This is a genomic window from Pirellulales bacterium (genome assembly GCA_035499655.1).
Taxonomy (GTDB): domain Bacteria; phylum Planctomycetota; class Planctomycetia; order Pirellulales; family JADZDJ01; genus DATJYL01.
In genome coordinates this window covers 1-18596 of sequence record DATJYL010000157.1, presented here as the reverse complement: position 1 = coordinate 18596, position 18596 = coordinate 1, and the positions used below count along the sequence as shown (strand labels likewise).

The window sequence follows — 18596 nt, the reverse complement described above, 5'->3', positions numbered from 1 at the left end:
TCGCCCAGGACCACATGATCGCCCTGGATTCGTGGGTCAACAAAATGCTCAATCCGTTCGAGCGCATGTTCGGCACCACCCTGCTAGGCGTCCAAACCATCCAAAACGTCCGCGCCCTGCCCAATACCACGAACCAATAACCATACAAATTGACCAAACTCAAAGCTGGTTGAACTGCCACAAAATCGTTCAGAAAAAACTCTTAGGCATTGTATTTGCGTAGTTTGCCCAAACCTTACACTGGGATAAAATAACTGCGTAGAAACAATGTGGAGGCTCAAATGAAATACTTAGCTGGTTTCTGTGTGTTTGCGCTGACTGTGTTGACGTTGTCGAATGCAGCCCAAGCCCAGCAGCCATTCTCTAACGTTCAATCATCGCCAACGGTGAGTCCGTATTTGAATTTGACCAACCGCGGCAATGGGGGGCTAGCAAACTATCAGACGCTGGTACAGCCATTTCTTCAGCAACAGCAGACCAACATCCAACAGCAGCAACAAATTCAAGGTCTGCAGAAGCAACAGCAAGCCACTTTAACGGGACCGGAAAGTCGGGGTATTTCCAATACGATTCGCGGCACAGGCCATGTGACTGCGTATATGGATTACTTGCACTACTATCAACGGCCTGGCACTGGCTATGCTCAAGCGCCGCGGCAATAGCCTGGCTTACGCCGCTCTACGATTTCCTCTCGCTTTCGTTTTTTAAGCGCTTGCGCCATCGGGTTTGGATTGGGCTCGATTACACCCTCTCCTGAATCAAAGTGGCACACTCTGCCGAAAAACTCAACTCGGCGTTGCTTTTCTTTTCCCCGCCATGTGGACAAATACCTGGAATTTTGGCCAGGATTGCTGTTCGATCCGCGGGAAAGTAGCGTTCGAGATTTGCTAATCCGGCAAAAACACTGGCGTTTTAGGTGCGAATGTGGAATAATGAATGTGGGCAGGCAGCTTCTCACCCATACCGGGCCTGAAAGAAGAGGAACGGCGTATGAATCTGCGCAACTTCGAGACTTTTTCCCCGACCACAGAGCAAGTTGCTCAAAACATGGTCGAAAAAAAACGTCCGGCGTTTACCCTGGTGGAACTGCTGGTGGTCATCACCATCATCGGCATGTTGGCGGCGCTCTTGTTTCCCGCCGTCAACAGCGCGCGCGAAGCAGCCCATCGGGTGACCTGCACCAACAATCAAGTCAACTATGCGCAGGCAATTCAACAATACGTGAGCGCGAAGGAATACTACCCCGGTTACAGGCAGATGTTGAAAGTAACCGACGCGATTAACACATCGAATACCGATTTGGCTGTTATCAATTGGCAAGTTGCCCTGATGCCGTATCTGAACAAACTGGATGTTTACCAGGCAATTCAGACAGGCGCATTGGGTCAAAAGACTAGCGTTACACCACAACTTCCCTATTGGGAGCTCTCCGTCTGCCCCAGCGACAGCACGGTGTCCGGGCGCACTAGCCCCTGGACAAGCTACGTCGGCAACACGGGCTTACTCGATTTCATCAATACGACCCCGACTCCCTATACCGTTAATATCGGCACGCCGAGTTGGCCGACAACTCCCACGCCTTTAGAGTCTTCGAAGAACGGAGTATTTCAAGATCAGGTTTTCGGTGCGAATGTTACGATCTCGTCTAATACTCCGCCGGCTATTTCCGTTACCCTGACGGGAAATGCGAAAGTTTCAACATCGGATTTCAAAGATTCGCAATCGACGACCCTGCTGCTCACGGAAAATCTCGACGCTCATTTTTACAGCGCTTACGATACCACCAATAACACCATTCCATTGCTTCCCGGCACAACTTCCGCGACTGCCACAAATTTGCAAAGCCAGTGGCTCACCTATGTGAATCAACAACAATTCGGCGATTGTTGGGAGCGTGGCGCGGGCTTTATTTGGTGGGATACTTCTCAGCAAAATACCGCCAATCCGCCTTCGTACCCGCCGACCACTGCACCCCCTTACACCGTAGCCGGAATCAATGGCGCCAAGGGAGATTACGATCCGACCGGGTTCACCACGGCCAATATGTGGCCCGCCAGTCCGTCCGATACCACCGCGCCGGCCACGCCTCCCACGTTGCCCACGGTGAATAGCAACTATGCGGCTCGTCCGTCGAGCAATCATCCCGGAGGAGTGGTGGTGGTGTTTGCCGACGGCAGCGCCAAGTTCCTGCGCGAAGACATCGATTATCCTGTCTATTGCCTGCTGATGACGCCTTACGGCATGCGGGCCAATACGTTATCGCAAAACGCGGCCGGCAATAGTTGGCAAGGGTATTATCCGCTCCCCGACGGTTCGTATTAAACTGGGCGAAAGTTACAGGGTTGAACGCGCTTTCGCAACGATAAGCAATCACAGGCTCGGCATGGCCGAGCCTGTTTTTTGCGCCGCCGCGGCTGCCGCTTGCGATTGGGCCCACATTTGCCGCACGTGAAGGGCGTTGTGAACGAACGCGGCATGGGTTGGGTCGAACTGTTCTCCTTCGGCCAGCAGCATTTCCGCTTCGCCAAAGCGGCTGGCATCGCACAGCGCCAGCGCCCAGTTGTTGACCGCCGCCAATAGATTGCCCCGCGCAAGTTGATTGTCGGGGTCCAAAAGCAGCGCTTTGCGGTTAGCGGCCACCGCCTCGGCGTAACCGCGCTCGTTGAACGCATCAATCCCGCGGTTGTAATATATCATGGCCACCAGACCACAGGGCGAAATTTCGCGGCCAGCGGCCAGCGCTCCCGCGCTAGCCGTAGAAACAGCTTCGTCCGAAGAACCCCCAATCGGCCGCATCGCTTCCTGCCACACCGGGCAAGTGACTTCAATTTCATACCGCTGGCCTCCGCAACTGACGATGGCCCGCACGTGGCCGGGCAGCTCAATCGCCTGAGCTTGAATGTTGAATTCTGCCGCCAGGGCCACGAACAACAGCGTAGCGCTGGCGCAGTTGTAAACGCCGGTTTGAAATGTGGCGGCCAAATTGGTGGCGTTGGGGTTGTACCCGCCGCGCAGCAACCGCTCGTGCAAAACTTGGTGAATCAATTCGACCTGTTGCAAGGGGTTTTTGACGTCTGCTTCCTGTCGGGCCACATCGTCGCGCACCGCAAAGAACAACTGGCGATAACGGCCAATCGCTTCCAAATCTTCCACGCCGCCGGCCACCAAGGCCGCATCTACCAGCGAAAGCTGGTGGAACCGTCCGTCCGCGCAATCCAGGAATAGCTGCCGCTCTGCCGGCGAGAATTCCAAAGGGCTCGTGAACGGATTGCTCAGCACGTCCGCGGCTGCCGCGCTGCCGTAAAACGATCCTCCATCCCAGGCTTGCGCCGGGCGTGGCGCAATTGCCAGGAGCAATAACGCCGCAGTGAGAACCGAAGGAGCCTTCATGGCCGGGCCGTTTCCATCAAGCTGGTTGTGCGATTCTTGCCGACGGTTCCAACAGCGCAAAGCTGCCGGTCGGGCTGTCCAAACTTAGGTTGCAAAAAGGCAACGTGGGGGCGAAATGGCAACTTTTTGTGCCCGCATAATCCGCACAAAAGCTACGGGCGGAATTCGAGCGCAGTTAATTCCCGGCTTCACTCCGCTTAATCAGCGTCACCTGATTGCCGTTAGCGCTGTATTGCACGTCATCCATGAACGTCCGCATCAAGAGCAGGCCCCGGCCGCTTTCCCGCTCCAAGTTGGCCGGATCGGTGGGATCGGGCACGTCGGAGGGGTTAAACCCCGGGCCCTCATCGCGAATGACAAAACTGGCTTCCCGAGGACTGACCGACAGTTGGAAGTGAATGCGCCGGTCGCGATACGGCGATTGCCGCCGCCGCTGCTCGATTAAATTTCCGTTGCCATTGTTGAGCAATCCGCTGCGCGCTTCGCGAAGTTCGTCCGCCGAGAGTTCCAAATTTCCGTGATACAACGCATTGAGCAGCGCTTCTTCCAACGCAATGCCAATGCGAATGCGCCCCGTTTCGTCGCACAACTTCATCCGCGTCACCAGGCGTTGGCAATGGTCCACCAGCGGGTACACCAGCCCGGTGTCATTTTCCAACACAAACTCGTTGGCGGTGCGGCACAGGCATTCGCCCAGCCGTTCGTTGTGCCGGTCGGCCTTGGAAACCGCCAGCACTGATTCCAGCACCTCCGGCAATTCCTGCGCGAGTTTCGACTTGGGCACATAACTCGAGGCCCCGCGCGCCAAAGCTTGCACGGCAATATCCTCGCTGCCGTGCGCCGTCATTAAAATGACCGGAATCAAGGGAAAGCGGCTGCGGACCGCCCCGACCAATTCCAGTCCGTCCATTTCCGGCATTTGCAAATCGGAAAGCACGGCGTCGGGCGGCGCCCGCTCAATTTTTTCCAGCGCCTCGGCGCCGTTGGTCGCGAAATCCACTTTCAGCCCGGCGCATTTTTCTAGAATACTGCCGGCCAAACGACGGTCGACGGGCGAGTCGTCGACAACCAGTACGGTAGACATGGCAACACCCCACGCGCACGTTGAGGAGACGAGAGCTTCCAATCAACAGTTTGGGGGAAAACTGCGCCGCGGTCAACTGGCCGCCAGGCCCAATGGCGATGCGCCTTCCTTGAATCGGTGGCGGGGGTCGACCGAAGGGAAATTCGAGTCTCGATGTTTACATTAGCAAGGCTGTTTGGCGAATTCCGCCAGGGCCGGGTTCAATTGATCCAATTCCGACTGGAGCCGGGGCCATAGTTGACGGGCGGCCTGGAGATTTTGGCCTCGGGCCAGCTCTTCCACCTGCTCCGCGATTTGCCGTGCTTTGCCGGCGGCCAAGTGGCCCAAGGCGCCCTTCAATGTGTGGGCGGCACGCCGCAGGCTGGTTAAATCGCCTGCCGCAATGGCTGTTTCTATCTCCGTCCGCAATTTGGGACTTTCCTCCCGGAAAATGTCGATCAATTCCCCCAGCAATTGCCGGTTGCCATCCAACGAATCCAACGCCCGTTGCCAGTCGAAGCCGTTATTTTCCGGGCCACCCGCATCATGGGCCACTCCCTGCTCCGGCTCACCGCCGGCTTGCAACTGCGCCGTTCCCGTCGTCGCGGTAACGGAAGCAATGACCCGCATCAATTCTTTGGAACGGATTGGCTTGGTGACGTAAGCGTCCATGCCGGTCGACAGGCAGCGGTCGCGGTCCCCCTTCATGGCGTGCGCCGTCAGGGCGACAATGGGAACATGTCCGCCGGTAGTTTGTTCGTATTCCCGAATCGATCGCGTTGATTCCAAGCCGTCCATTTCCGGCATTTGCACGTCCATCAAGACCAAATCGAACGGTTGCTTACTGAACATGGCCAGCGCTTGCCGTCCGTTGGCGGCTACTGTCACTTGATGTCCGAATTTTTCCAACATCGCCATCGCCACGCGCTGATTCACAGGGCTGTCCTCGGCCAACAGCACCCGAAGCGGCCGCTGTGGTGCGGCTGCCTCTGCGGCAGCGCTCTCCGACACGGGCTCTCTGTCCACCAAAGGGCCCAAAGCCGCCATCATGGCGTCGAGCAATTCGGAAGGCTTAATCGGCTTGGCCAAATACGCCTGAATGCCCAAGCGACGGCAGCGTTCCGAATCGTCCGGACGACGCAGGGCACTCAGCATCATAATGGTTGTGGCCCGCAGTGCTGGTTCCGCTTCGATTTGTTCGGCCAACCAAAAGCCGTCGTGCCCGGGCATCGTGGCATCGACCAACACCAGTTGAAAAGGCTGGCCCGCTGCTGCCCCGGCGCGTAGTGCCGTTACCGCTGCATCGGCATCGGCCACCGCCGTCGACGCAATGCCCCAACTGTGCATAATTTCGCTCATAATTTCGCGATGCGTGGCATTATCGTCGACCGCTAGCACGCGCAAGTCACGCAGATCTTTCCACGGTTCATCGTGGGGTTCGTCCGTATTCTCAGCGGGCAACCCAAACCGAGCCGTAAAATGGAAGGTGCTGCCGACCCCCGGCTTGCTTTCCAACCACAGCCGCCCCCCCAACAGCTCCACGATTTTGCTGGAAATGGTCAATCCCAGTCCGGTTCCCCCGTACCGGCGAGTCGTCGACGAATCGGCCTGCTCGAAGGCCTCGAATACCAAGCCTTGTTTTTCCTCGGGAATGCCGATGCCCGTGTCGACAATGCTAAATTGCAATGATATTTGGCGGCCGAACAATGCCGCCGCGCGCTGGGGCGTAAGAATCGCGAAGCCGCCGCTTTCGCTGGCGGATCCCACGCCGCCGCCCATCGAGGCCGCTTCACGCCCACCGTCCGATAACGGCGATTTTTGCGTCATGGCTGCGGCCAAATCCGTCGCCGACAGTGCCGGCTCGGGCACGGTCTGTACGCGCAGCACCACCTCGCCACGGTCGGTGAATTTAATGGCGTTGCCGATCAGGTTGATCACAATTTGGCGCAGGCGCGCCGGATCGCCCACGACCACTTCCGGCACGTCGGGCTGCATGCGCCACGCCAGCTCCAGCCCTTTTTTGTCGGCGCGCAAGGCCAGCAGCTTCAAGGCGTCGCCCAACACTTCACCCAATTCAAAGGGAATGAACTCTAAGTCAAGCTTGCCGGATTCCACTTTGGAAAGGTCGAGCACGTCGTTGATCAAGCTTAACAGCGAATCGGCCGATTCGTTGACCATCATCACGTATTCACGCTGGTCGGGCGTCAGCGGCATATCTAACAGAAGTTCCGACATGCCGATAATGCCGTTCATCGGCGTGCGAATTTCATGGCTCATGTTGGCCACGAACACGCTTTTGGCCCGGTTGGCGGCCTCGGCCGCTTCCTTGGCGTGCTGCGTGGCTTTTTCCGCCAATACGCGCTCGGTGACATCCCACGACATCCCTTGGGTTCCCACCGCTTCGCCTTGCGCGTTGAGCACGGGGGCCTTAAACACTTGGATGTAGCGTTTTTTGCCGTCGTTCGATTGAAACTCCTCGATCGTTTCGAAGACTTGCTTGGTTTGCACCACGCGCTGGTCGTCGCTTTTATACTTGGTCGCCAAATGCGGAGGAGAAAAATCGTAATCGTTTTTCCCCACAATTTCCGCTAGCGGTTTGCCGTGGCTGCGGCAAAATCCGCGGTTGGCAAACGTGAAGCGGCCTTGCAAATCCTTGCTCCAAGTGCGCAAGGGCAAATTTTCCACCAAGGAGTAAAACCGGGCTTCCGCATCGCGCAGCGCTTGTTCCGCCTTTTTCTGCCCCGTAATGTCGGTCGAAATGCCTCCCACGGCATACGGTTGCCCGTGGCCATCCAGCAGTGCAAATTTGTTGGAGATGTAGGTATGGATGCCGTCATCGTGCTGCACCGGTTCTTCCACCTCCAGCGGTTGCCCGCTGGCCAATACCCGTTGGTCGTTTTCGCGATAGGCCTCGGCGTTCGTCGTCGGAAACAACTCCTGGTCGGTCTTTCCCAATGTTTCCTGCTTGGTTTTTTTGAATAGCTGCTCGAACCGCCTGTTCACCAACAAATACCGCCCCCGCGGATCTTTCATGTACACCACGTTGGCCGTGTTGTCCAAAATTGCCTGCAGCCGCTGTTCGCTTTCGGCCAGCGACACGGTGACGCGCCGCGCCAATGAAATGGCCGCCGCCCGTCGCGCGCCCGCCGACCACAAAATGGCGGACATCAAAATGCTGAGCATGACGCCCCCCCACAACACCACCTGCGGGGTCAGATGGTCAATCTCCGCGTTTTCGAATTCCGGCAGCGAGTAAAAGGCAATTTCCCACGAGCGATCGCCCCGGGTGATCGAACTTTGATGATGGAACAGTGCAGCTTTGGAAGCAGCGTCCGTTGCCGCGGTGGAATTGTCAGTGGGATAAACCAGAGTCCGCGTGCCTTTGGCATCAATTTCATAGGCTGCTTGCACCCTGACCGACTGTAGTTCGATCGGCGAAATCAAGTCGCTCAACGAGCGGTCGGAATTGTCAGGAATTTGCCGCAGCGCTCTAGCGAACGCAGGTGCAATCAGATTGGTTTCGGCCAAGAAAGCCTGCTCGGCCCGCGTGTAAACGAGCTGCTTGGCCCAATCATAGGACCAAATGCTGCCGGCCAGTCCAAGAACTAAAACCGCCAGCGGCACACCCAGGCGCCACCATGAAGGCAACGGCGCCAGTTCGCCAACTTCTCGACTAACAAGCCCACCGGGTATGGACGGCCTGTCGTGCTGTTTCATTGCGAGTTCCTTCCGCAGCGCAACGGTTATCGTTGGGCGTTCCCATGTTCGATAACGAGCGAACCACACTTTCCGCCTGTGGCTTGACGCCTTCGGCCCCCTGACTGCTCTCCGTTTGTATTTTCTGCTGCAAAGCAGGCGGCTGCAACTACCTTCGTCCAAAAATGATCGCCGGAAACGAGCGCCGCTGACACGCTGCTTTCCCGGTTGCGGTTCCCCGGCGAGTCTGCGCGGCAGGGGATGGTGTCGGATTTCGAATTCTGGCATGCTCTTCCATTAGGATTTCGCATTTCGATCCTGGCCCCTTGATTCTCGCCCTTTCTGCTCACATGCCCTGGCTCAAACTCGAAGGTCACGACGACGTTGTCGCCCGGTTTCGCAATGCCCTGGCGCAAGGCCGGTTGGCCAGCACATTTTTGTTTGTCGGCCCGGAGGGAATCGGCAAGCGATCTTTCGCGCTGCGGCTGGCACAGTCGCTGCTGTGCGAAACGCGCGACGAAAAGTTGCTCGATCCCTGCGGCCAATGCCCCGCTTGCGTCCAAGTTCTGGCCGGCACGCATCCCGATTTCCTGTTCGTCGCTCGACCGCCGGGAAAAAGCTTCATTCCGCTGGGCTTGCTCAAGGGAGACGAGCCCGATTACCCCATCTCCCATTCGTTGTTATTCAATTTGGCGTTGCGCCCCTTTCGCGGGCGGCGGAAAGTGGCTGTGATTGACGATGCCGATTACCTGAACCTGGAAGGGGCCAACTGTCTGCTGAAAACGCTGGAAGAACCGCCGCCGCACAGTGTCCTGATTTTGATCGGCGCCAGTGCCGACAGGCAATTGCCGACCATCCGCTCCCGCGCGCAAATTGTCCGCTTTCGACCGTTGGCCGAACCGCTCGTGGCCAAACTTCTGATGGAGCAACATTTGCTGTCCGACTCCGCCCAGGCAGAACACTTGGCGGCGTTCAGCGGCGGCAGCCTGTCTCGCGCCGTCGAATTGTCCGACCCGCAACTGTGGACTTTTCGCGGTGCCTTGCTTTCCAACTTAGCCCAGTCCCCTTTGCACAGCATTACAATGGCGCAAACGTTGCTGAAATTTGTCGACGAGGCCGGGAAAGAAGCCCCGCCGCGCCGGGCCCGTTTGCGATTGGCTATCGGCTTTGTCGCCGAGTTTTTCCGGCAGCTTGTCCGCGGCCTCACCGGGTTAGCGATCGAAGGCGATGTGGAACTGACCGCCGCGGTTAGTCGCGCCGTCCAATCGGCCGCCTGGGATATCGAAACGGCGGCCGAAGCAGCCCAGCGCTCGCTCGAAGCGCTCACACATGTCGACCGGAACGCCAATCAGCACACCTTGGTCGAAGCCTGGTTGGACGATTTGCTGTTACTCAGCCGACACGATAGAGACAGCACGGCGCAGAATGCAATCAGCGCTCGCCCCTAAGTGACCAACTCGCTCGATCATTCCTTCGCGCCCGCATCCCTACCCCCTATTCTCTCGCCCCTTCCCCTACTCTTTCATTTCCCCGTGCAGCGTGAGCACCATTTGCCTCCGGCCGCCCCGGTTGCGGTGTTCGCACAAGTAAATTCCCTGCCACTTGCCCAGGCACAGTTGCCCATTTTGGACGGGCACGCTGACCGAACTGCCCAGCAGCGCCGCTTTCACGTGGGCCGGCATATCGTCGGGCCCTTCCACCGTGTGTCGATGCGGAAAATCTTCGGGCGCTAGCGCATTGAACGACGTCTCCAAATCGGCCGGAACGTCGGGGTCTGCATTTTCGCTGATCGTGAGCGAGGCGCTGGTGTGCTGCAAATAAACGTGCAGTAAGCCAATTCGCACGGTGCCCAATTCCGGCAGCGCTTCCACAATTTGATGGGTGATCAAATGAAATCCGCGACGTTGCGGCGGCAACAAAATGTTCCGCTGAATCCAGGACATTTTTTTATCATTCGTTGCAAGTTCTTACAGGACGGTGAGATTGGAAAAAATAGCGAAAATCTGCGGGCTTGCTACGCTGGAAAATGTTTTCAAGAAACTTGACATTTGTGTCTCTCTCCTAATAATGGGTTGTTTTGGCAGTGGTGACAAGTCGGTTGCATCCGCCTGCCTTCCAGGAACCCGCGCGCCACACTTTTTTGAGCGAACGGATGCTTCCGCGGGAATAAATGTGAGTGTCTATATCAAGCCGGGTTCCGTCCAACTTAACAACAACAATCGGTCGGCATTTGCGATTCCTGTATTGGCCTCGCAAAGTGTTTCGTGCCAGACCACCAACATTTTTATTTTGTAACGCGAGGGTTTTTGCAATGCGCAAGCATCGAAATGTGTTCGAAACAATTCTCCAGTTCGGTCATGACGAAAACTTTGCTCCGGTGCAAACGGACGATTTTATTCCTACCGACGCACCCGCCGGATCGCGCGCCAAAATTGACCAAATGGCGGAGCGCATTCAAATGGGTTTGCCCTTGTGGCACCCGGAAGATCGGGGCGATTACAGCGGCCTGACCGGCGCTATTCGTCCCCGCGAATAATGTCGAATGGGCCCGGCCAGATACACCCGGCTGCGCCAGGACCGGCAATCAGTTCGGAACACGGGGTAGCCCGTCTCCAATGCCCGGCGGCAAGTCCGTCTTCCCGGGCGCCAGCCAATGCCGCAATCGCGAATCGCCCGGTTCGCCGCTGGGCGGGCCGGCAAAATCGAACGGACTGGCCACTAATCCTTCGACCGGCAGGGCCTCATCCGGCAGCGGCTCATGCGTTGCGTCGTGTTGCCACATGACGGTGGGCATCGCCGCCAAAGCCAGCGAATCTTGCCCGTTCCAATCCAGCGCTGCCAAGGTGCCCCCCGCTGATTTCGGCCAATGCCGTCCTGCGAAAACCACCAGGGCGCCGGAATCCGCAGGAGCCAAAACGCAGGTCGTAGTGTTCAGCATCACACTTCCGCAGGCATCGTCTAAATCGTCGCCGTGCAGCTCCAGCACGGCCGCCGCCCCGCGCACCGTAACGTGTTCCAAGGTGACGGCCGTAGGAGCATCCGCGCGTCGCGCTTGAGGAAATCGCACTAGCGGTCCGCTCCCCAAATACAACGTATTGTGCATTTCAATTTCCGCCGGTCCCCGTGCTTGGCAATCGACGCCGCAAGCCACGCCTTGAATCACGCAGCCGCTTAATTGCACGTGCACCGCTGGCGCCAGTGCGGCGCGGTGCCCCGGTTTATCGCTGATCCGAATCGCCGCCGGGAGTTCAAATGTGCCCACCGCTAGTGTTTGAAAGGTGCAACCCGCGAATTCCGCCTCAGCCGCCTGCAAGTCAACCACCGCATGTCGATCGGGAGAAGTAATTTCCTCCGGCCTCTGCCGCCACACAAAATCGACATCTTCAAACCGCACATGATCGGCCGAAAGCACCATCCCGTTGGGCGGCATCATTAGCCGCGGCCGCCCCTTGTTTTTGCCCCTCACAATCGTATCCGGCTGCAAGCGGAGTGCGCTGGCTGCTGTTTCCGTTGTACTGCTCAGTTCCAAAATTGGCCGATCAGGCGAGTTCGAGGCCGGTTTTTGCCCCGCGCCCTTGTCGTCGGCTTCGTAACTCGCTTGCCGAATCGTCCGATCCTGATTGGCATTGCTCGTTCCAGTATTGCCCAAGATAGGAGAATCGTTCGATGCGAAATGCGCTTGGCCCGACGCAACTCCTTTCAGCAATCCGCCCGACACATCAGAATTTCGATGAAAACCATCTGTCACCGTCGTGGCATTCACCTGGCCTGGCTCATTCACCACTCGTCGCGCCCGCCACAGCGGCCAGGTTGCTGCCGCCAACAAAAGCGCGCATGCGGTGGCCGCCAACAGCGGCTGGGCGCTGCGTTGCACCGTACTTTGTGCCCGCCGCAACCAAGGCGTACGGTTTGTCTGTCCTGCCCCGCCGGCCAATTCCCACGCCAGCAGGCGCCGACCAGCGGTTGTAGGAGCACCAAGCAACGCTTCCAATTCCGAAAACGACTGCGGCCGCTGTGCCGGGTCGTGCTGTGTGCACCGCCCGATGGCCGTGGCCAAAACGCCCGACACATCCGGCGCAATTTTTCGGATGTTCGCCAGCGCCCCGTGCTGCGCCCCCTGCAGTTTGCTTGCACCACGGCCAATGACGAATGGCTCTCGACCAGCCAGCAGATGCCACCACAAGCACCCGCAGCCGAGCATCTCATCGGCAATCGAGAGTTCATGCCCACGCCAGGCGCTTCGCACCCCACACCGCGCCAGTTGTACCTGTCCGGCCCCGGTCACCCACAATGCCGAAGCCGCTATTTCCCCGTGCACCAAGCCCGACTTTTCCAACGCCGCCAGCGACGCAACCATTTGCCGCGCAACCTCCCATGCCGCTGCCGGCGGTAAGCGCCCGTGGCAGGGCAGCCATTGCTCCAGCAAAAATCCCGGCGGGGGCTCATAAGCGGCCCACAAGGCGTTGCCGGCATGGCCAGCCTCTTGAAGTGGGATGATGCCGGGCGTTTGAATTTCCTTCAACCGCTCCGCCACGGCCTGCAAATTCGCAGCCGCTTGCTTAGCGTGTGCTGCTTCCCATCCCCGGGCGACAAGTAACTGCAACTCCGCAGCCGGTTTGCTTTTTGATTTTTCCCCGCCGTCAGTGGTTGTCGCCAAAAAACACTCGGCAAAATCCAACCGCTGAATGCGGCGTCGCAGCACGTACGGCCCCACCCGTAATTGCTCGCCCCGCCCGGCATTGATTTCCGCCGCCTGATATGGCGTCAGCAGCCGGGCCTGAGCCAGCGCATCGATCCATACCGAATCGAACAGCGGCAAGTCACGCGACAACTTCCGCGCGCGGCCTCGCACTTCGGCCACTTGTTGCGGCGTGGCCAGGTGCAATCGTGCTAGCAAATCGGTAAGTGCAGCCGGTGGTTCTTCGCGCATCGTGCGGTAGCTAGCAAAACGGCCGCAGCCAAGCAATACCGAATCATCATTCCATGACAAACGGTGCAAACTTACATAGCCCGACCGTGGCGGGCGGGGAAATTAGACGTTATCTCCCCCGGTCGAACCTCCGCTGGCACTTTTTGCAGCCTGTCCGCCCCACCGCCAGTCGCGGATTTCCGGCATGTCGTCGCCAAATTGGCTGATATATTGCTTGTGATCCAGCAGCTTGTCGCGGATGGCTTGCTTGGCGTAAGCGGCTTTCGCGCCCAACTGCGGCAGGCGGTCGATCACGTCTTCCACCAAATGCAGCCGATCCAAATCGTTCCGCACGCACATGTCGAACGGCGTGGTGGTGGTCCCTTCCTCCTTGTAGCCGCGCACGTGCAGGTTGTCGTGATTGGCCCGCTTGTACGTCAGCCGATGAATGAGCCAAGGATAGCCGTGGAACGCAAAGATCACCGGTTTATCTTTGGTAAACAGCACATCGAACTCCGGGTCCGAAAGGCCATGCGGATGTTCGCTGGCCGGCTGCAGTCGCATCAAATCGACTACGTTAATCACCCGCACTTTCAATTCCGGTAAGTGCTTCCGGATCATTTCCACCGCGGCCAGCGTTTCCAGCGTGGGCACGTCGCCGCAGCACGCCATCACCACGTCAGGCTCAACGCCTTCGTCGTTGGAAGCCCATTTCCAAATGCTTAAGCCCGCCGTGCAATGTTTCACCGCCTCGTCCATCGTCAGCCAAACCGGCGCCGGCTGCTTGCCCGCCACGACCACATTCACGTAGTTGCGGCTGCGCAGGCAATGATCGGTCACGCTCAACAAGCAATTGGCGTCCGGCGGCAAATACACGCGAATCACTTCCGCCTTTTTATTGACCACGTGGTCTATAAAGCCCGGGTCTTGATGCGAAAAGCCGTTATGATCTTGCCGCCACACGTGGGAGCTGAGCAAATAGTTGAGCGACGCAATCGGCCGCCGCCACGGAATATCGCGCGTCACCTTCAGCCACTTGGCGTGCTGGTTGAACATCGAATCGATGATGTGAATGAACGCCTCGTAGCAGGAAAAAAATCCATGCCGGCCGGTCAGCAAATAACCCTCCAGCCAGCCTTGGCATTGATGCTCACTAAGCACTTCCATGACCCGGCCATCGGGCGCTAAGTGGTCGTCGTAGGAAAATGTTTCTGCATTCCACGCGCGGTTGGTCACGTCCATCGCGTCCTGCCAGCGATTGGAATTATTTTCGTCTGGACTGAATAACCGAAAGTTACGGTTGCCGAGATTCTGTTGCATGATATCGCGCAAGAATTTGCCCATCTCGCGCGTCGCTTCGGCATCGACGGCTCCCGGCGATGGCGTTTTTACTTCGTAGCTGCGGAAATCGGGCAGCTGCAAATCGTGCAATAATAAACCGCCGTTGGCGTGCGGGTTGGCGCTCATGCGAAGTTCGCCTTTGGGCGGCAGTTCGGCCAATTCGGAATTCAATTTTCCCGAAGCGTCGAACAATTCCTCGGGCCGATAGCTTTTCAGCCAATCTTCCAGAATTTTGACATGCCCGGGATGGGCCATATCGCTCATCGGCACCTGGTGCGAACGCCAGTAATCTTCCGTCTTTTTGCCGTCGACTTCTTTCGGCCCGGTCCAGCCCTTGGGCGAGCGGAGCACAATCATCGGCCAGCGCGGACGGCCGTTGTCGGCAATGGAATCTCCGTTCTCATCGGTCCAGCCGTCGCTGGTCGTTGCTTTTGGCCGACCGTTAGAACCTTTCTTCCGCGCCGCGCTTTGAATTTGCTTGATGTCAGCGATAACTTTGTCCAGTGTGGCCGCCAGTGTTTGATGCATCAGCTTAGGGTCGTGCCCGACGACAAAGTGCGGCTCGTAACCGTAGCCGCGGAGCAATTGCGTCAGTTCATCCCGCGGAATTCGCGCCAGCACCGTGGGATTGGCAATTTTGTAACCATTCAAATGCAAAATCGGCAGCACGGCCCCGTCGCGGGCCGGATTCAAAAACTTATTGCCGTGCCAGCCCGTGGCCAGCGCACCGGTTTCCGCTTCGCCGTCGCCGACAATGCAGGCCACGATTAAATCGGGATTATCGAACGCCGCGCCATAAGCATGCGACAGCGCGTAACCCAGTTCGCCCCCTTCATGAATCGAACCCGGCGTCTCGGGCGCCACGTGGCTGGGAATTCCTCCGGGAAACGAGAACTGCTTGAACAGTCGCTTGATGCCGGCTTCGTCCTGGCCGATGTCGGTGTACACCTCGCTGTACGTTCCCTCGAGATAGGCGTTCGCCACGGCCGCCGGGCCGCCATGACCGGGCCCCATGATGTAAATCATGTTCAAGTTGTCGCGCTTAATCAGCCGGTTCAAATGCACATACAAAAAATTCAAACCCGGCGTGGTTCCCCAGTGGCCGAGCAGTCGCGGCTTGACGTGCTTCAGCTCCAGCGGCTGCCTGAGCAGCGGATTGTCGAGCAAGTAAATTTGCCCGACCGACAGATAATTCGCCGCCCGCCAGTAGGCGTGCAGTTTGCGAAGTTCGTCGTCCGAGAGGGCGGCCTGATTTTCCGTCGCCGTTTTGCGGAGCTGACTAACCGTTGCGGAAGATGCCATGGCTAGACTCCTTTTCTTTTGCTCGTTAGGAAGTCTGTTGTCAGTGGCCCGTGGTCAGTTGCAATGGACAGCCATTGCAGCAACTGGCTACTGACAACTGGCAAGGGACAAAACAATTCGCGCTATCATGCTTTCCTCATCTGTCGGGATGACTCGCACTGTCGTCGGACTGCCGTTTGCCGAAATGACCGCTGCGCTGGCGGCGTTTTGGGCCGCATCCAACTGCACGCCCAAGTGGCCCAGTCCGCGGCAAATTTCCGCACGCACTTCCACCGCATTTTCGCCAATGCCGCCGCTGAATACCAGGGTGTCCAACCCGCCCAAGGCGGCGGCCAGCGCGCCGATCCATTTTCGCGCCTGATAACAAAAGATGTCAACTGCCTGGGCGGCAAATTTGTTTTCGCCCCGCTTTGCTAACAATTCCTTCATATCCGAACTGATTCCTGACACGCCCAACAGGCCCGATTCACGGTTCACCAGATGGTCAATTTGATCGGCGGTCATTTTTTCCTGCCGCATTAAATACACCAACATGCCGGGATCCAGATCGCCCGTGCGCGTGGCCATCACCAAGCCCGCCGTGGGCGTAAAACTCATGGTGGTGTCGATGCATTTTCCATCCCGCACCGCCGCCATGCTGGCCCCGGCCCCCAAATGCGCAAGAATGATGCGCCCCTGTACCGCTTCTGTGCCCGCCTGCCGCGCCAGCGCTTCCATCAAGTACGCATACGACAAGCCGTGAAATCCGTAGCGATGAACTCCCTGCGCTTCGTACTTGCGCGGGATCGGCAAGGTTTTGGCGACGGCCGGCAGATGGCGATGAAACGCCGTGTCGAAGCACGCCACTTGCGGGACTTGCGGAAACGCTTTGCCCAGCGCTTCGATCAGTGCGATTTCGCCGGGCAAGTGATCGGGATCAATCGGCGAAACCCGCTTTAGCTCTGCCAACATTTCCGCTGTGATGAGGCCGTGTTCCAAATGCTTCGGCCCGCCATGCACAATGCGGTGGCCGATGGCAGCGATGTCGTTGATGTTGGCTTGTTGTTGCTTGATCCAATCTAACACGCCGCCGGCCGCATCGAGCGAGTTCTGACTTTTGAACGCCCCGGCCGCTTTGCGTGTTGCCGCGCTGCCAGCCACGACTTCAAATAGCGCGACCTTCACGCTCGACGAACCACCGTTCACGGTCAGCACATAGGGGGACATAAAAGCAACCTGCACTTTCAGTGGCAAGACGCCATCCTATAGTAATGCAATGTGGGAATACTACCCGCCACCGCGCTGGCATTAACTTCGGCCAGCACTATACTGGCTGCAATTTCTTCTATAGCGAAACCGGCGTATAATGGTTGAGTAAGGATGAGTTACCTGCGATTTCACTGGGATCATCCTGACGATCCGGACGGCAACTTTCAACATATTTTAGAAAATGATCTCACGATCGATGATGTTGCCTATGCGGTGAGAAATGCGGTTGGCTACGGTTCGAGTCGGAGTAGTGAATTACCTTGTCTCTGGGGTTATACGCCAGACGAAACTTACATCATTGTCATCTATCAAGAGATCGATGAAATATCCGTCCGAATAGTCACGGCCTACAAAGTGCCCGAGCCTGCATGATTGATATATGAGCGAAAACGTGGAGCACATTTATCGAGACACGTTTTTGACCCCAGAAGAAATTGCGCGCGATGCCAAAATACGCGAGGCAGTTCGCAAGGAATTTCCGCCGGCCGCTCTGAATTCACGGCGTGATACGAGCAAATTGGCTCGAATGGCGCTAGAAAACGTAATCGATTCAATCAGTGAAATTGATCGGGAATGTAAAACGCTTTTGAATGGAGTTGAACATGGATTAGTTAACGTAAACTACGAATTCGATAAGAATTCCAAGCATGAACTATTAATTGCCAAACTTACCAGCGAAAAACTGCGTCAAAAAGGATGGAAAGTACCCCGCGCCGAAACGAAGAGCGGTTATCGTTACCCGACGGCTGCAGAAAACCATCTGGGCAGCACCCGAAAGTGGTGTGATTTGCTCGTTAACCTCGACGATCGTGACCGTCTATGGATCGAGATCAAGCTCGCTTGGAAAGCTTGGTTCAATTGTGTTGGTGGGCCAACCTACAGCAACCGAAACTATTTGCCCTATCTGCAAGGCGACAATCACACTCATTCGTTTCGGGGCGATCTTGAGAAGCTTAGCGGACCGGGTTGGGGGCCAAATGACTACCGCGCAGTCTGCTTAATCGGATTCGATTGCATACAGCAACCCATGGACAACGAAGTCTCGCATGTCGTCCAACCGGCCAACCAGGGTGTTGCTAAAATGTCATGCATTTGGAATTCAATGGCAGAACGTCATTGGAAAGATCGGAGAAATCCCGATTTTCGCATAAACACTTGGTGTTGGCTCCTTGAGTGTTCCAGGCAGCCAGCATAGGTCAACTCTTCCCTGGATTCCTGTACAAAACTTCCGCCAGTAATCCTTTCGAGCCGTGGAAGCCGCCGCGTTCGAAATGCCACTGGGCGTGCGTAGGCACGAATTCCTCGGCCAGCGGCCAGGGGTCGAACGGTTCGAAGCCGAGTGCGTTGGCCAGCTTGTCAGAATTCAACGAAACATTGCCGGCCCGGGGCGGAATGGGGCCGGCCTGAATTCTCGGGCAGCCGATCAATAAGTTTGGATCGTACCCGCCCACGCGGTTGATGATTTGGGCGATGTTAAACAAACTCAGTCGTCGTGGTCCGCCGGCATGGTATAGCCCCGTCAATTCGCTGCCGAGCACCGCTTCGCACATTTCGTTCAAGCAATCGGTATATGTCGGCGTGCGGATTTCGTCAAAGTACAGCGTGGCAGGCTTCGATTTTTTGAACCGCGATTGAATCCAATCGATC

The 18596-nt window shown here is 57.3% G+C and carries 14 protein-coding genes; 6 read left to right on the top strand and 8 right to left on the bottom strand.

From position 1 onward, the window contains the following. The first annotated feature begins 281 nt into the window (after window positions 1–281). Window positions 282–662, top strand: a complete 381-nt coding sequence (locus VMJ32_11400; GenBank protein ID HTQ39628.1) for a hypothetical protein — start codon at window positions 282–284, stop codon at window positions 660–662. Window positions 663–990: 328 nt separating this feature from the next. Beyond that, window positions 991–2322 carry a DUF1559 domain-containing protein gene (locus VMJ32_11395; GenBank protein HTQ39627.1) on the top strand — a complete coding sequence of 444 codons (1332 nt, stop codon included), beginning with the start codon at window positions 991–993 and terminating at the stop codon, window positions 2320–2322. A gap of 48 nt (window positions 2323–2370) precedes the next feature. Here VMJ32_11395 and VMJ32_11390 read toward each other — a convergent pair whose 3' ends face one another. From VMJ32_11390 to VMJ32_11380, 3 genes are all read right to left on the bottom strand, one after another. Further along, a complete protein-coding gene (locus VMJ32_11390; GenBank protein ID HTQ39626.1) occupies window positions 2371–3390 on the bottom strand; it encodes a tetratricopeptide repeat protein in 1020 nt (339 codons plus the stop codon). 175 nt (window positions 3391–3565) lie between these two features. Continuing rightward, the gene (locus tag VMJ32_11385) at window positions 3566–4474 is read right to left on the bottom strand and encodes a response regulator (GenBank protein HTQ39625.1); all 909 of its coding nucleotides are present in this window, start codon (window positions 4472–4474) and stop codon (window positions 3566–3568) included. 162 nt (window positions 4475–4636) lie between these two features. Beyond that, a complete protein-coding gene (locus tag VMJ32_11380; protein ID HTQ39624.1) occupies window positions 4637–8170 on the bottom strand; it encodes a response regulator in 3534 nt (1177 codons plus the stop codon). A 329-nt stretch (window positions 8171–8499) separates the two neighbouring features. Between VMJ32_11380 and VMJ32_11375 the strand changes: the two genes are divergently transcribed. After that, on the top strand, window positions 8500–9597 hold the full coding sequence (locus tag VMJ32_11375) for a DNA polymerase III subunit delta' (GenBank protein HTQ39623.1): 1098 nt from the start codon (window positions 8500–8502) through the stop codon (window positions 9595–9597). A 66-nt stretch (window positions 9598–9663) separates the two neighbouring features. Here VMJ32_11375 and VMJ32_11370 read toward each other — a convergent pair whose 3' ends face one another. Beyond that, window positions 9664–10092: a secondary thiamine-phosphate synthase enzyme YjbQ gene (locus tag VMJ32_11370; GenBank protein HTQ39622.1), complete on the bottom strand. Its 429-nt coding sequence runs from the start codon at window positions 10090–10092 to the stop codon at window positions 9664–9666. A 368-nt stretch (window positions 10093–10460) separates the two neighbouring features. Here VMJ32_11370 and VMJ32_11365 point away from each other — a divergent pair, with 368 nt between their 5' ends. After that, a complete protein-coding gene (locus tag VMJ32_11365) occupies window positions 10461–10685 on the top strand; it encodes a hypothetical protein (protein ID HTQ39621.1) in 225 nt (74 codons plus the stop codon). A gap of 48 nt (window positions 10686–10733) precedes the next feature. On the opposite strand, the gene VMJ32_11360 is transcribed toward VMJ32_11365, so the two are convergent. From VMJ32_11360 to VMJ32_11350, 3 genes are all read right to left on the bottom strand, one after another. Then, entirely contained in the window at window positions 10734–13079 is a 2346-nt protein-coding gene (locus VMJ32_11360; protein ID HTQ39620.1) for a hypothetical protein, read from the bottom strand. Window positions 13080–13181: 102 nt separating this feature from the next. After that, window positions 13182–15701 (bottom strand): phosphoketolase family protein, encoded by a 2520-nt coding sequence (locus VMJ32_11355; protein ID HTQ39619.1) that lies wholly within the window; start codon window positions 15699–15701, stop codon window positions 13182–13184. An 87-nt stretch (window positions 15702–15788) separates the two neighbouring features. Next, the gene (locus tag VMJ32_11350) at window positions 15789–16934 is read right to left on the bottom strand and encodes an acetate/propionate family kinase (protein HTQ39618.1); all 1146 of its coding nucleotides are present in this window, start codon (window positions 16932–16934) and stop codon (window positions 15789–15791) included. Window positions 16935–17060: 126 nt separating this feature from the next. Between VMJ32_11350 and VMJ32_11345 the strand changes: the two genes are divergently transcribed. Further along, a complete protein-coding gene (locus VMJ32_11345; GenBank protein ID HTQ39617.1) occupies window positions 17061–17321 on the top strand; it encodes a hypothetical protein in 261 nt (86 codons plus the stop codon). Between the two features lie 7 nt (window positions 17322–17328). Continuing rightward, the gene (locus tag VMJ32_11340) at window positions 17329–18144 is read left to right on the top strand and encodes a hypothetical protein (GenBank protein ID HTQ39616.1); all 816 of its coding nucleotides are present in this window, start codon (window positions 17329–17331) and stop codon (window positions 18142–18144) included. A 1-nt stretch (window position 18145) separates the two neighbouring features. Here the strand turns inward: VMJ32_11340 and VMJ32_11335 are convergent. Continuing rightward, window positions 18146–18596: dTDP-4-dehydrorhamnose reductase (locus VMJ32_11335; GenBank protein ID HTQ39615.1), on the bottom strand; the 451-nt coding region annotated here is incomplete at its 5' end.